This window comes from Acinetobacter halobius (assembly GCF_044130335.1).
In the GTDB taxonomy this organism is placed as follows: Bacteria; Pseudomonadota; Gammaproteobacteria; order Pseudomonadales; family Moraxellaceae; genus Acinetobacter.
Window position 1 is genome coordinate 20,362 of record NZ_JBIQOD010000003.1, and the last position, 14,290, is coordinate 34,651.

Below are 14,290 nucleotides of genomic sequence, written 5' to 3' on the forward strand. Positions count from 1 at the left end.
AGCGCACATAAAACAAACTACAGATCATGCATCTAAATACATAAAGGCTTGGCACTGACCTAGCCCCTCGAATTAGGAATTTTTCATGGTTGAAATTGAATTAAAATTTCAGATTAGCGAAGCACGACGTACCGCCCTTCTTAAAGCTTTAGATCCTAAAAAATCTGAAAATATTCAACTTCAAGCCAAGTATTTTGATACGCCTGACCGCCTTTTGGCTCAACACGGCGCTGCTTTGCGTCAGCGTCTCGAAGGCACTTGCTGGATTCAAACACTCAAAGCCGCAGGTAAAAGTCATTTACACCGTTTTGAACATAATCACAATTTGGGTGAGTTAGAGTCATCTCCTGAACTCGACCTCAGTATTTATGAAGCTATTCCAGAAGCTCAACAGATTTTAACCCAAGCTTTAGGATCAGATGCAACTGCGTTAAAGCTCACCTTTGAAACGGACATCCAACGTACCTATCGCGTTATTGAGTTTGAAGATGCTGAAATTGAAGTCTGTTTGGATGTCGGTGTAGTTCGTGCATCTGGTCGAGAACAGACCATCCATGAAGTAGAGTTTGAACTCAAATCAGGCTCTGTGCAGTCGCTTTTGGCTTTTAGTTTTGAATGGGTGAAGAAGTATCAACTGTGGTTAGATGTTCGTAGTAAAGCCGAAATGGGTAACTTACTGGCACTTGAGCAAACAGTGAGTCCAGCGCGCTTTGAAAAGGAATTTATCTTATCAAAAAAAGAAAGTGCGGCACATAACCTGAGTTTGCTGATTGGTCAGCAAATGCAGCACTTACTGCCCAATATTGCCGCAATTTCGGCAGGTGTTGCTGAGCAAAGTCATATTGATCAAGCACAAACTGCTTTAGAGCACTTACAACTAACGCTAGCGTTATTCAAAGACTGGAATAGCAATATTTCTGATAAATGGGCAATGCAACTGGGCGCATTTAAGCATCAATTCGACCAACTACAGCATTTGCAACACATGCAAGATACCTTAGGTGCATTTTTACAAAATCCAACCACAACAGAAAATCTTGCTAAAGACATATTGTATGCTCAAGAAAAGCTTGGAAATTTAGTTAAATCGACCCAAAACGTCCATCATTATCTTGAATTATTAACGTTTAGTTTAAGCCCACATGATCAAGTGCAAAAGCAAGATTTAAAAACCTATGCACATAACACCCTGCAAAACCAATATCGACAGCTACAAGAAAGCTTAAATGCTGCGGATATTAGTCACTTTGAAAGCTTAGATGTATTGGCACAGAAAATTAAGGAACTGAAGTTTAGCTTTCCTATTTTAACGTCAATTTATGATGTGAAAAATTTGCAGAAATACAGTAAAGCGTTAAATGACGCCCAACAAGCCGCACATGAATATCAAATCTTAGCGACTTCTGCTGCGTACATTCAACAGACAGAACTTGAAGCCAGTGATTGGTTTGTTTTGGGCTGGCTCACAGCAAAACTTGAAGTCTATGCAGATAAACTTTTAGATGCCACAGAACAGTTCTTAATCAGCCGTAAATTCTTGAAATAACGCTCTGCATACCATAATAAGCAGTTATATTAATATATGACTGCTATCGCCCCTCCACAAGACCTGAAAAGTCGTAAAACCACGATAGAAAATCGTGGTTGTTATCTTCCAAACCACTAATTTATCTATGGCAAAACGGCCTATCATCAGAACAATACAGGTTATATCCATTTTTATTCTTAAGAAGTAAGGCGATACATTCCTACTCAATGTAAAGTTATCGTCACTTCACGGCAACCATCAGTACTTATTAATCCTCATACATTTAACTTCCACCTCATTATTTTAAAAGTGACCTCTATCACACTGTTTCTGCTCTTTTAGCTTATATTTATTCAAAATTGGTCTTTTTTTATTCGATTTAGCATATAGTTAAATGCAGGTCGTTATGAGTAAGCGCTATGCAAGAGATTGAGTTTAAGTTTCAAGTTCCAGTTAAGAAGCGTAAGGCCTTACAAAAAGCTTTTAGCTTGCTCAAGGCTGAACCGATTCATCTGGCAGCACAATACTTTGATACAGCTGAACAAACCCTTGCTAAACATTGCATCGCGATTCGACGTCGTCAGGAAAATGATGAATGGAAACAAACCTTCAAAGCCGTGAACAACGCTAAAGCGCTGAGTCGATTTGAACTTGAATTTGATATAGCACCACCTGAAACAACGACTCTCGACTTACATAGCTATGATGCTTATCCTGCTGTCTATAAACAATTAAAGCGCGCTTTGGGGCTTCCACTTCCAACCCTTAAGTTGATCTTTGAAACTAACATCCAACGTTTACGTGTTTTGCAGGATGTTGGGAACAGTACAGTTGAGATTGCACTCGATATTGGAAAAATTTTTAAAGAACAAAGCAGTGTAGATATTTTCGAGATAGAATTTGAATTAAAACAAGGATCTATAGAGGATCTTATCGCATTTATACGGCCTTGGATTCAAAAGTATCAACTGTCGCTCGACACACACAGTAAATCTGACTATGGACTTCTAGCTGTCCGTCAGCAAAGTTACTTTTCTGCGCAGTATCAAACATCTCTTGCACTGAACAGAAGCTCAAGCGAAGTTGAGGCTCTGCAAAGCATAGTGGCCAATTGCTTACAGCACCTACTCCCTAATGCTAGTTCAATTGCGCGACAGCAACACTCTAGTGAACATGTCCACCAAACCCGCGTGGCAATCCGCCGATTACGTAGCGCACTGAAAAGTTTTGCTGCATGGTCGGACGCCATTCAACTACACTGGAAAACGGAACTTACCACTATTTTTCAAGCCTTAGGTGGAACCCGCGACATTGATGCCTTAAATGAAGATTTACTTCCTCAACTGATTGAGGCAGGTTATCCATTAGATCATCTTGCGCCAAGTACAGAAGTCATCACTGATATCTCTGCCCTATTTCAACGACCCGAAACGACGCAACTTTGGCTTGAATTGATTTTATTTACAGAGCAACAACTAGATTCACCTTCAAAAGCCAAACTGAAAAAGCATGCACTCAAAGTAATCCATGCTTTACACCATAAAATATGCGCACATGCCGAGCACTTTAGCCAGCTTGAGGATGAGGAAAAACACCGCATTCGTAAGCAAGTCAAACAACTACGTTATAGCATTGAGTTTGTGGCGTCTTTACTCGATGCAAAAGCGTTAAAAACCTATTTAAAAAAACTCAAAGTAGTGCAAGAAAGCTTGGGATACTATAACGATTTGGTCGTTGCAGAAGCCTTATTTCAACAAGCTACAGAACCCAATGTTGCCTATAGTTTTGCTGCGGGCTGGATTGCTGCGGAAAAAAATAGAATGCTGAAATTGCTTGAACAACAACTGATGCAGTTCAGTCAAACCAAAAAGTTGAAATAGACGTTTAAATCAGAACACACATCAGCAGTGAAAGCTTCTTCTATAAGTGAATTCTGCCAGCACCTAAGTTAGCGATACTTGCCGTATACTTTCCACGTGTTGTTATCTGCGAGTGGATCATTATAACTATCGCTACGCTGTTTACGTGGTTTGTCTCGCGCATCGACCAACTCAAAGTGTGCTTCGGTACTTAACACGATACCATTTACATAAAATCGGGTACGGGTATATTCACTCTGCCCATGCTGAAACACATAGGTTCTGAGGTCAATAAACTCCCTATGCGCAACCAAGGCTGCGTTATCATCGCTGTCTAACCAAGTGCGCATAGCTTGGATTTGCTCGGGTTCAAACTGCCCACATTTTTCGATTAAGCTCGCAATACCGCGAAAACTTTTAGACTCTTTGGCACGGGTTTTATTAATCCGAATACGATCGACGTGAAAATAAAATAGCGGTAAATTCAAATGACTGGGTAAATGAATCGCGTCCAGTACCTCATCTTCCATAAAGGGTTGGAATAAGTCTTGCGCCCGCTCAATCAAACCCGTCCACTGACGGTAGTAGTCTTCGACCTCTGCTTTTGTAGCGTAATAGATCGGTAAGCCTTCGACATTGGCCAAATTTTGTGGTGGCCAAATGTTTTGACGCAATAATGCAATATCACTTTTTAAACTTTGTACCGCAATCGCATCTTGCATGAATATTCTCTATTTTACTGCTTAGGCTATTTTTAGATTAAGGCAAAGGTTTAGTTTCTGCAAGGCTTTGCCTATAATGCAGTCTGAGTTATTTATGTATTTTAGGACAAGTTCATGGTTCAGAAGATTGAAGCAACAGATGTAACCGAAGAAGAAGCGTTGAATGCTAAATTCTTTGAACGTGCAGATGAATTTATTAAGCAAGCAAACGATTTTTGTCGCACTGAAAAAGGTTCACAAGTGAAACCTGCTGAAATGCGTGGACAAGTGAGCGCAGCAATGTTGTTTGGTACAGCCCGTTTTAACACGTGGGTAGCAGCCAACAACTTTAAAGATGGCGACGAAATGCGTGATGCCAAAGAGCAAGTCATGTCTTATATTTTGCAGCAATTCCAAATGATGCTGGAAGACAACTATGATGAATATTGTGAACAGTTTGAAAACTATCTTCGTTTCCGTCATAACGAAGAATTTCATGCCAATAAGCATGACCACAAACACGATCACTGATCAATCAAAGCCTGCCTCGTGCAGGCTTTTTTCATTTCGTCGTATTTGAAATGAAATACAATGTTGCAATACCTCAATTTGCAGTAAGGTAATCCTGAAAGAATATAATTTAGGGAAAAACATGCAGCATTTGGACTTTGCACTCATTGATCCGCACATTCACCAGTGGGATCCCTATAACACGCCACATGCAGCGGCTTTGGCAGTCAAATTATTGGGCAAGCATCCTAAGCTCTTGGACAAAATGGTTCGTTTGGTGAAACCTAAAGATCTGATTGAAACTGTCGGTCTAACCCGTCATATCACACGTCCTTATTTGCCTCATGACTATAAACACGATACTGGCCCATACACAGTAGAACAAGTGGTACATGTTGAAGCCAGTTGGCATCACAGCAAAGGCAAAGGTGTGGTTGAGGAAACTCAGTTTATTGAGTCTTTAGCTTTTGGGGCAGATACGGTCAAATTGGGTGGCATTGTCGCAACAGCTGACCCGCGGGATCGTAACTTTAAGAAGATCCTAAAATTACACCATAAAGCTTCACCACACTTTCGTGGTATTCGTAAAATGGCGTCTTTTCATGAAGACAAAGCAATCCATGCGTGGACAGATGAGCCACACTTATATCGCAATAAAAAATTTCTCAAAGGCTTCGAAGTACTGTCCCAATACAACTTGAGTTTTGATGCTTGGGTTTATTCCACACAGCTTGAAGATGTGATTTATCTGGCCAAGCAGTTCCCTGAAACCTCCATTGTGCTAGACCATTTGGGGACACCCGCAGGTTTATTTGGCCCAATTGGCGCAAATACAGGGATGACACAGACGGCACGGGAAAATATTTTCTTCCGTTGGAAAGACGACTTAGCTGAGCTTGCAAGCTGTCCAAACGTCTATACCAAAATGTCGGGACTCTTCATGCCGGTATTAGGACATCGTTTTCATAAAGAAGACCGGCTGGCGTCCAAACAAGAAGTCTTTGATCTGGCACATCCCATGATTACGCATGCCCTCGCCTGTTTTGGCACCTATCGGGTGATGTTTGCCTCTAACTTTCCGATGGATTCGGTCAGTACATCGTTGGTCAATATTATTGATGCCTTTAGTGATGTCGTCGCAGCCTATGACCCTGATGCTTTAGAGCGTATATTCCATCACAATGCCAAACAGTTTTATCGGCTTGAATAGAAAACTAAGAAAACTGCTTCATAAGACTTATGACAAAAAACCCCTCTATATTGAGGGGTTCTTTTTCGGTGAAAACTGAAATCTTTACTTTTTCAACGCTGGCTGCGCTTTGCCATATTGGTCAGCCATCACTTCAACCAACTGATCCAGCTGAATATATTTCTGAATCACGGCATCAACATCGGCTTTACTGATTTTGGCCAAAGCTAAATCGCGTTGCTCACGATCCAGTAAAGTACGATTGCGCTTCATTTGAGGAATCAACATGCGATGGATATTGCGACTATCTTCAAGTGCAGTCACACGCTTTTTCAAAATATCAGCTTTCGCAGCTTCGACTTCCTGTTCAGTAACGCCTTTTGCCAGTAACTCATTCAACACTTTATACACGGCTTGAGACACTTGAGCCGATTTGCCTGCGCTATAGTTTGCATCAATCGTCAGCGCTCCTGACTCCGTCCAATCATCCAGTGAAATGCTACTGCCAAAACCATAGACCAAGGCATTCTTTTCACGTAGCTCTTGCGCCAAACGAGAGGACAACTGCGACTCACCTAAGATATGCTCAAGTACCTGTAAAGCAGGCGCATCGGGGTGGTACGTACCCACAGGGAACGTCATAATGCTCTGATAGCTACCAAACTCACGCTGCTCTGACAGCGCATGTACCCGCTGCGCTTTATATGCAGTAAAATCAGAAGTAATCCGCTGATAAGGCGCTGCCGAATTCCAGTTTGCAAAGGCCTGATTTAAAGTCTTTTTCATCTTTTTCGTATCAATCACGCCCGTCACCGAAATTTGTGCATGATTCATCGCAAAAAATTGCTGATACAGCTGTTTAACCTGTGCTTGTGTTGCAGCCTGATACTGCTTCTTGGCATATTCAGGCTCGAAGTGATGGCGAATATCCCCAATTGGATAAGTTTCAAGTAAACGCGCAATGGTTAAAGCTGCTACAGTTTCAGGCTCAGTATACGGTCGATCTAGACTTGCTAAGCTTTGTGACTTAATCAAATCAAACTGGCTTTGTTCAAAAGTTGGATTTTTAAGGACATCTACAACAAAGTTAAAAAATTCATCAAACTTTTCTTTCTTCGCCACGATTGAAATATTGATGCCGTTACCATTACTTGCTGCACTTGCACCACCGCCAGCATCAATAGAATGATCGGCAATGTCTTGCAAACTATATTGAGTTGACGCTCTGAGCAGTAAATAAGAAGTCAGGTCTAATAGCTCGGCCTTATTAAACAAACTTTCTGCCGTACCAAAGTCAATCGAAATGGTGGCATAGGTCTTATCGTCACGCGTGGTACTCGGGTACAGCGCATATTGCATACCATTTTTTAGCTTGCCACGCTGAATTTGTTTTTCAGCACTTTCTAAATATTGCTTTGAACTTTTTACATACTCAGCAACTTCCGCTTTATACACACTTGCATCTTTCAATGGCTCTTCAGCAACGGCTTGCTGATCTAAAGTTTTTGCTGGGGTGGCTGCTGCCGCTTGTTCAAGTGCTTTTTTCTGATCTTCTGGGGTAGGTAAAATAGTACCTGAAATCCGATGCTCTGGGATCAAAAAGTCATCTAAACGTTGATTAACTTGCGTAACGGTAAGCTGTTGTAACTGTTGCTGATCTTTAAAGTATTGTGTCCAATCACCATTGGCAGAAACCACATAGTCACTGAGCATGCCACCGACTGCCGTTGCACTACTGAACATGCTTTCTTGTGCATTTTTAATCATGCTCTTCACGCGGTTGAGCTCAACCTCGTTGAAGCTTGGTGTTTTTTCGACCCCAGCAACCAAAGCTGACTCGACTTTCTTCACATCATGGTTGGGGGCATAAACTGCGCCCATAAACACCATATTGAAATCTTGGTCTAACCACGTGGTTGACTGAACTGCTGTCGCCGTTCCCGTCTCTACAATATTTTGGTACAAATGCCCACTAGGTTGCATGGTATATAAATACGGTGACACCGCCAACGCAGTTTTAATGTTCTCGTTTTTACCATTTAGGTAAATATTGTATTTGGCGAAGTTACTGCCTTTTTTCACCACAAACTGGCGATCTTTAATCTTGCTGGCATCTAAGACAGGTACTTTAACTTTCGCAGGCACAACGCGCGCTTGAATCGCACTAAACTTTTCATCAATCTGCTTTAGTACAGCAGCTTGGTCAAACTTCCCTGAAATGACAAATACCGCATTATTTGGTGCATACCAGTCACGATAAAACTTATTCAGTTCAGCCATTTTGATTGACTGTAACTCGTTTAAATCACCAATCGGTAAACGCCCTAAATATTGATTACCATAAGCAGACTTCCACATCTGATCCATGAGTACCGAAAAAGGCTGATCCATACGGACTTCACGCTCGCGTTTTACAATCGCGATTTCAGACGGTACATATTTTTCTTGGAGCACCAAGCCATCCATACGCTCAGCTTCAAGATGAATCAGCTCATTAATCGCATTTTGTTCAGGACGAACCACATTAATATATTTGGTTGAATAATAATCTGTACTGGCATTATTCATTAAACCGTATTGATCTAAACGGCGCTGAAACTCGTCTCCTGGCACATTTTTAGTTCCCTTGAACGCTAAGTGTTCCAATAGATGCGCTAAACCGCCCTTTCCTTTAGGATCGTTCAATGAACCAGTCAAATAGACCATATTCATATACACTTTATTTTCTTTATCGTTTGGCGCAAGAATAATGCGTAAACCGTTATCTAATTTATATTCTTCAATTTTCTGTTCCGATTTTACCAATACGGGTTGTGCCCATACTGTGCCCCCAAAGCCAAGTAGCAATACCGACAAACTCAATGTTTTAAAACGCATTAACATTATTTTTCCAAATAATTCGACAAAATATGAATGATTCTCAACATCATAGAGGAAAGTGAAATTATTTTTATAGTAATTTGGTGAAAAATAGCATTTTAATCAATGCTTATTTTTCACCAGTAGTTTTATTTTAAGAGAATTATAACTTAATCTAAATACAATTCAGCCGTCATATATAACTTGGCATAGCCAGAAATTTGGATCCGCGTTTCAGACTGAATATCGCAATAAAGCAATCCTCCACGGCTCGATGCCTGATAGGCAATCAATGAGGTTTTACCCAACTTCTCCGCCCACAAGGGTGCAAGACCGGTATGCATGGAGCCTGTCACAGGGTCTTCATTGATGCCTTTATGTGGCGCGAAATAACGCGCGATATAATCATAATCTTGAGACTTTGAGGTCAAGGTAACATCCAAGTTTTCAGCGGTAATCGCGGTACTGACTTTATGCTTTTCTGCCATTTGACGAATTTTATCCAAGTTCGGTTTGGCATCCTTAACTGCCTGCTCAGACTCACACACTAAAATATAAGCCTGCGGATTTAAATAGACTTCTTTAATTTCACAATCGACCAACTCATGAATTTCCGCAGGATAGTCTTCTAACTTTTGCGGTGCACGAATTGGAAAATTCATATGAATCTTGCCGTCTGCATCTTGATTAATGATAAAAATACCCAAGTCTTTTACATGAAACTGGATACGTTTGGCATCGGTATAATCCCGAAACAGGACGAAACTACTGGCTAAAGTCGCGTGCCCACAAAAGTCCACTTCAACCTGAGGAGTGAACCAGCGAATTTCAAAGTTTTCAGCATCAATTACTTTCACAAAAGCCGTTTCTGCCAAATTGTTTTCCAAGGCAATATTCTGCATCAAATCTACTGCTAACCATTCATCACGCACAATCACAGCGGCAGGATTACCTTTGAATAATTCAGTTGTAAAGGCATCGACTTGATACATTTTCATCGTTTTTCTCCTAAATTGAGGCTTTATTTTGCAAAAAACTGAGTAAAAAAGTAGATACAGTTTTTAGTCATTTATGGATACACGCCCAATAAAAAGAAGCCTAATCATTAAGATAGGCTTCTTTCCAGTTCATAAGCGATATATTACTCAGCTTAGACTTCTTTTAAGTCCACATTGTCTTGCTCAAAAATACGCTTATCGGTTTGACCTAAGACTTGGCTGGTCACGACACCTGCAGTCATCGAACCATTCACATTCAAAGCCGTACGACCCATATCAATCAAAGGCTCAATTGAAATGAGCAGTGCAACTAAAGTCACAGGCAAGCCCAACATTGGCAGGACAATCAGCGCTGCAAATGTTGCACCACCACCTACACCTGCCACCCCAATCGAGCTCAAGGTCACGACACAAACCAAAGTCAAAATCCAAAGCGGATCGAGTGGATTAATACCTACTGTCGGTGCGACCATAACAGCCAACATTGCAGGATATAGCCCCGCACAGCCGTTTTGCCCAATGGTCGTACCAAATGAGGCTGAGAAGCTGGCAATTGACTCAGGTACGCCCAGACGTCGTGTTTGTGCTTCAATATTTAAAGGAATACTGGCAGCACTTGAACGGCTGGTAAACGCAAAAGTCAGCACAGGCCAAACCTTTTTAAAGAACTGAATTGGGTTCATACCTGTGAGCGCCAAAATCACGGCGTGCACGATAAACATAATCGCCAAGCCGATATAAGACGCAACCAAGAAGCCACCTAAGTTTAAGATGTCCGCCATTTTAGAGTTGGCCACAATATTGGTCATGAGTGCGAACACACCGTAAGGAGTGAGCATCATAATCAAACGCACCAACTTCATGACCCACGCTTGTAAGATGTCAATTGCAGACAACAGCTTTTTCCCTTTCTCAGCATCCGCTTTCATGAGGTTCAAGCCTGCAATGCCTAAAAACACTGCAAAAATGACTACACTGATAATGGAAGTTGGATGTGCCCCTGTCAGCTCGGCAAAAGGATTGCTCGGAATAAATGACAGAAATAAATCAGGCACTTGCAAGTCAGCCACTTGCCCGACATAGTCAGTTTGAATCGTATTTAAGCGTTCAGTTTCTTGTGTCCCTTGTACCAAACCTGCCGCAGTTAAGCCAAACAGATTGGTCACCACCACACCAACAAACGCAGCAATCGCTGTGGTAAATAACAAGGTTCCAATGCTAATAAAACTAATTTTACCCAATGAGCCTGCATCGTGTAGCTTGATCACAGCGCCTAAAATGGAAACAAACACCAAAGGCATCACCACCATTTGTAATAGTTTGACATAGCCTTTACCGACCACATTAAACCATTGCACCGACTCTTGCAGTACAGGCGAGTGCGTACCATAAAACCCATGTAAAGCGAGACCAAAAACAATACCAAGACAGAGACCTGCCAGTACTTTCTTCGCTAAACTCCAATCGGTTTTACGGGTTCGACCAAGTAAAATAAGCAATGCAATAAAAATGATGACATTGACGATTAAGGGGATATTCATATTGTTTCCCTAAATGATGCTGTCATAATTATAAATCAAAATTGAAACGGCCTTACGGTTTTGCGCCACATTCCCCACTGAATGTACAAATTTAGACTGAATCGGCAGTTTTAGAATGTGGTATAAAGCACTTAAAACGGCTGTTAAAGTGTGCTTTTACATGAATCAATCTCTGCTTAATCCTCACATTCTGCCCGTTCCTTTAGAAAAAGCATATCGGCTACTCAACCACGGCCCAACCGTGCTGGTTTCCAGTCAAGATGATGAAAGCACTGATGTCATGACTGCAGCTTGGGCATGCGCCGTAGAGTTTAGCCCCGCCAAAGTGACGGTCGTACTCGATAAATCTACGAAAACCCGCAGTATCATTGAAAAATCGGGTCTATTTGCGCTGCAAGTCCCTACACTTAAACAGCTGAAAATGGTTTACGCACTCGGCATGATCAGTCAATATGATGCTCCTGAAAAGTTGCGTCAGTGTGGGGTCGAACTTTTTCAGTTTGGTCACAGCCCAATCCCCGTGGTCAAAGGCTGTAGCGCATGGATTCTGTGTGAACTCATTCCTGAACCGCATAATCAGCAGCAGCATGATTTATTTATTGGCAAAGTCACTGCCGCTTATGCAGATGATCGTGTTTTTAGAGATGGGCATTGGTACTACCATGAAGCTGCAGAGGAATGGAAAAGTATCCATCATGTTGCAGGCGGACATTTTTATACCATTGGTGATGCAGTGGATATCAATACACTTAAAGACACTGAGTAAATTGGCTTCACCTTTACTCCGCTCGACTAAAGGCGAACATTACTCGATTGTTTTATTGTAAATTTCACCTTATAGTTCAAGTGTGTTTTTTAAACAAATAGTCAAATGATGATGAACAGGACGTTCTCGAGCACCGTACAACTGAGTCTCTTTCTCTGCCTAAGTATGTGCTTGGGAATTGGCATCTTACGTTTTTCTTATACCGCTCTACTGCCGTCCACTCGTGAAGCCTATGAATGGTCACACAATTTCGCCAGCCTACTCGGCAGTGCCAATCTACTGGGCTATCTGATCGGCGCGTTCTGGGCGATGAAGCTGCCACAAAATGCAAAAATGCCGATCTATATCATTTTTGCTGCGCTGTTTGGTTCAATCAGCCTGTTTGCCTGTGCATTTGCACATTTTAATGAAGTTTGGTATTTGGTGTGGCGCATCATTTCAGGTATCGGCGGTGGTTTGCTGATGATTCTATCTCCTAGTATTGTGGCGCAGTGCAGTGAGTTACAGCACCGTTTTAAAATTAATCTAATTGGATTTAGCGGAATCGGGATTGGTGTATTGGCAGCCACGCTGTTTATGCCATATTTAGACCGTATTGCTATCAGCAGCGCATGGTTCATTCTCTGTGGCTTTGCATTTGTCATTACATGGTTATTATGGACACTGGTTCGTCCTTTCCAAAAGCAACTGCACAGTATTCCTACAAACCAGCCCCAGACTCATACAGTAAATAAAATTTACTATAGCTTACTCATTGTGTATGCCTGTAGCGCCTTTGCGTATATTCCCCATTCTTTGTTTTGGATTGATTATTTAAGCCATGTTTTAACGCTAAATTTATATTGGATCAATTTTAACTGGATTTTATATGGCCTAGGCAGTGCTCTAGGTGCTGCAACTGCCTATGCTTTAGCACGTAAATTTGGCAACTTTCTGGCTTTAAAGATTTTATACAGTGTCTATATTGCGGCAGTTTTTATGGCGGTTCTGAGTTTTTCGCCTGTATTTACGCTCATGTCCTCTTTTCTCACAGGCCTACTGAACCCTGCGGTAGTCTTTCTCACCTCCTACACCATCTTACAACTCTACAGCTTGGCCTATAAAAAACTGTGGAGTATGGCAACACTCAGCTTTGCAACTGTACAGCTGGTTGGTGGTTTAAGTTTTAGTACCTTGCAGCATTTGGGTTGGTCATATCACTTTCAGTTTATGCTTGCTGCGGGAGTCCTCGGTTTAGGAACACTGCAATTGTTTTATTTTACGCGTACGACCTCTACCTCCAATCCAACCAGTAAAAAGAAGGCCTTTTAAGCCTTCATATTAAGGAGAATCAAAAAAGCAACCTACTTGCGTTAGTAGGTTACTTTATAGAGGGTCGTCCATGTTAAATACCTGTGATATTTTAACTTACCCCTAAATATTACAAATGAACGATGTAAGAATAAGAAAAAAATTGATGAACCATCTATGAGCAAAACAATGAATGCATTCGAACTTTTACAACTGTAGATCAAAACTTGGCTATTTCAATGCATTTAAAGTTAAATACGGATAAGGATTCACAGCTCCCTTTCCAGTCTTATAAATTCCATAGTGCAAATGTGGTGGCGTATTCTTAGCATTGCCCGTGTTTCCGACATAGCCCAATACCTCTCCCACTTCAACCCAATCCCCCGTTTGAATATCAGGCGCATAAGCATCTAAATGTGCATAGTAGTGACGGCTTAAGTTAGGTCCCATCACCCACACCACTTGTCCACCTAGACTATTGATCCCGACATCCAAGACGATGCCTGATGTGGCGCTTAAGACAGGCGTACCACGTTTAGCAAAGATATCAATACCTTGATGTTTTCGTCCCTGCCCACGTGCAGCCCCCCAAGTGTCCTGTATCTGCTTGTGGCTTACTCCTTCTACAGGCACATTTAAATTTTTCGCTAAAGGCGTCTTATATAACTGCCAATATAAATAGGGGTAACTCAAACCCGCTGCTTCACCCGAAGCCGGTGGCTGACATCCAATCATCAGCAGATTTGTACTTAAAATAGCTCCACTCAGAACTAAACGAGACATGATTCAACTACTCAGCTAATTTTTAGATATTCAAATAAGATAAAGTTACTTATTCATACTAAATGCTTCATATATTGAAAGATATCTTATATATGTAACGGCAAAGCCCTCATATAAAATGAGGGCTTTGCTTCAAATAAACTACGTAAAACTACTTACGCTTCTTCAGTTTTTTCTCTAAGGCTTTCAGCTTAGACTGATGCTTAGAGATCTTTTTTAAACGAGCTTTGATCTTCTGTTTTAATGTTTTCACAACATTATTCGAC

11 protein-coding genes are annotated in these 14,290 nt (G+C 41.4%); 6 read left to right on the top strand and 5 right to left on the bottom strand.

The window, feature by feature from the left end:
* The first annotated feature begins 85 nt into the window (after positions 1-85).
* Together ACE01U_RS03910 and ACE01U_RS03915 are read left to right on the top strand one after the other, a co-directional pair.
* The gene (locus ACE01U_RS03910) at positions 86-1,546 is read left to right on the top strand and encodes a CYTH domain-containing protein (RefSeq protein WP_119063388.1); all 1,461 of its coding nucleotides are present in this window, start codon (positions 86-88) and stop codon (positions 1,544-1,546) included.
* Between the two features lie 401 nt (positions 1,547-1,947).
* The gene (locus ACE01U_RS03915) at positions 1,948-3,408 is read left to right on the top strand and encodes a CYTH and CHAD domain-containing protein (protein WP_395578756.1); all 1,461 of its coding nucleotides are present in this window, start codon (positions 1,948-1,950) and stop codon (positions 3,406-3,408) included.
* Positions 3,409-3,476: 68 nt separating this feature from the next.
* Here the strand turns inward: ACE01U_RS03915 and ACE01U_RS03920 are convergent, their stop codons facing one another.
* Positions 3,477-4,109, bottom strand: coding sequence for a hypothetical protein (locus ACE01U_RS03920; RefSeq protein ID WP_086210198.1), 633 nt, complete (start codon positions 4,107-4,109; stop codon positions 3,477-3,479).
* Positions 4,110-4,223: 114 nt separating this feature from the next.
* Between ACE01U_RS03920 and ACE01U_RS03925 the strand changes: the two genes are divergently transcribed.
* Both ACE01U_RS03925 and ACE01U_RS03930 read left to right on the top strand, forming a co-directional pair.
* Complete coding sequence (locus ACE01U_RS03925; RefSeq protein WP_086210199.1) at positions 4,224-4,619, top strand: DUF3144 domain-containing protein; 396 nt, start codon at positions 4,224-4,226, stop codon at positions 4,617-4,619.
* Between the two features lie 121 nt (positions 4,620-4,740).
* On the top strand, positions 4,741-5,808 hold the full coding sequence (locus tag ACE01U_RS03930; RefSeq protein ID WP_395578757.1) for an amidohydrolase family protein: 1,068 nt from the start codon (positions 4,741-4,743) through the stop codon (positions 5,806-5,808).
* An 84-nt stretch (positions 5,809-5,892) separates the two neighbouring features.
* Here ACE01U_RS03930 and ACE01U_RS03935 read toward each other — a convergent pair whose 3' ends face one another.
* The 3 genes from ACE01U_RS03935 to ACE01U_RS03945 all read right to left on the bottom strand — a co-directional run bounded on the left by ACE01U_RS03935 (position 5,893) and on the right by ACE01U_RS03945 (position 11,185).
* Positions 5,893-8,670 (bottom strand): M16 family metallopeptidase, encoded by a 2,778-nt coding sequence (locus ACE01U_RS03935; RefSeq protein WP_395578758.1) that lies wholly within the window; start codon positions 8,668-8,670, stop codon positions 5,893-5,895.
* Positions 8,671-8,816: 146 nt separating this feature from the next.
* Complete coding sequence (locus tag ACE01U_RS03940; RefSeq protein WP_395578759.1) at positions 8,817-9,644, bottom strand: PhzF family phenazine biosynthesis protein; 828 nt, start codon at positions 9,642-9,644, stop codon at positions 8,817-8,819.
* A gap of 152 nt (positions 9,645-9,796) precedes the next feature.
* The gene (locus ACE01U_RS03945; RefSeq protein WP_395578760.1) at positions 9,797-11,185 is read right to left on the bottom strand and encodes an L-cystine transporter; all 1,389 of its coding nucleotides are present in this window, start codon (positions 11,183-11,185) and stop codon (positions 9,797-9,799) included.
* 160 nt (positions 11,186-11,345) lie between these two features.
* Here ACE01U_RS03945 and ACE01U_RS03950 point away from each other — a divergent pair, with 160 nt between their 5' ends.
* Both ACE01U_RS03950 and ACE01U_RS03955 read left to right on the top strand, forming a co-directional pair.
* On the top strand, positions 11,346-11,951 hold the full coding sequence (locus ACE01U_RS03950; RefSeq protein ID WP_395578761.1) for a flavin reductase family protein: 606 nt from the start codon (positions 11,346-11,348) through the stop codon (positions 11,949-11,951).
* Positions 11,952-12,059: 108 nt separating this feature from the next.
* Positions 12,060-13,262 carry a YbfB/YjiJ family MFS transporter gene (locus ACE01U_RS03955; RefSeq protein ID WP_395578762.1) on the top strand — a complete coding sequence of 401 codons (1,203 nt, stop codon included), beginning with the start codon at positions 12,060-12,062 and terminating at the stop codon, positions 13,260-13,262.
* A 210-nt stretch (positions 13,263-13,472) separates the two neighbouring features.
* Here the strand turns inward: ACE01U_RS03955 and ACE01U_RS03960 are convergent, their stop codons facing one another.
* The gene (locus tag ACE01U_RS03960) at positions 13,473-14,024 is read right to left on the bottom strand and encodes a M23 family metallopeptidase (RefSeq protein ID WP_395578763.1); all 552 of its coding nucleotides are present in this window, start codon (positions 14,022-14,024) and stop codon (positions 13,473-13,475) included.
* Between the last annotated feature and the right edge of the window lie 266 nt (positions 14,025-14,290).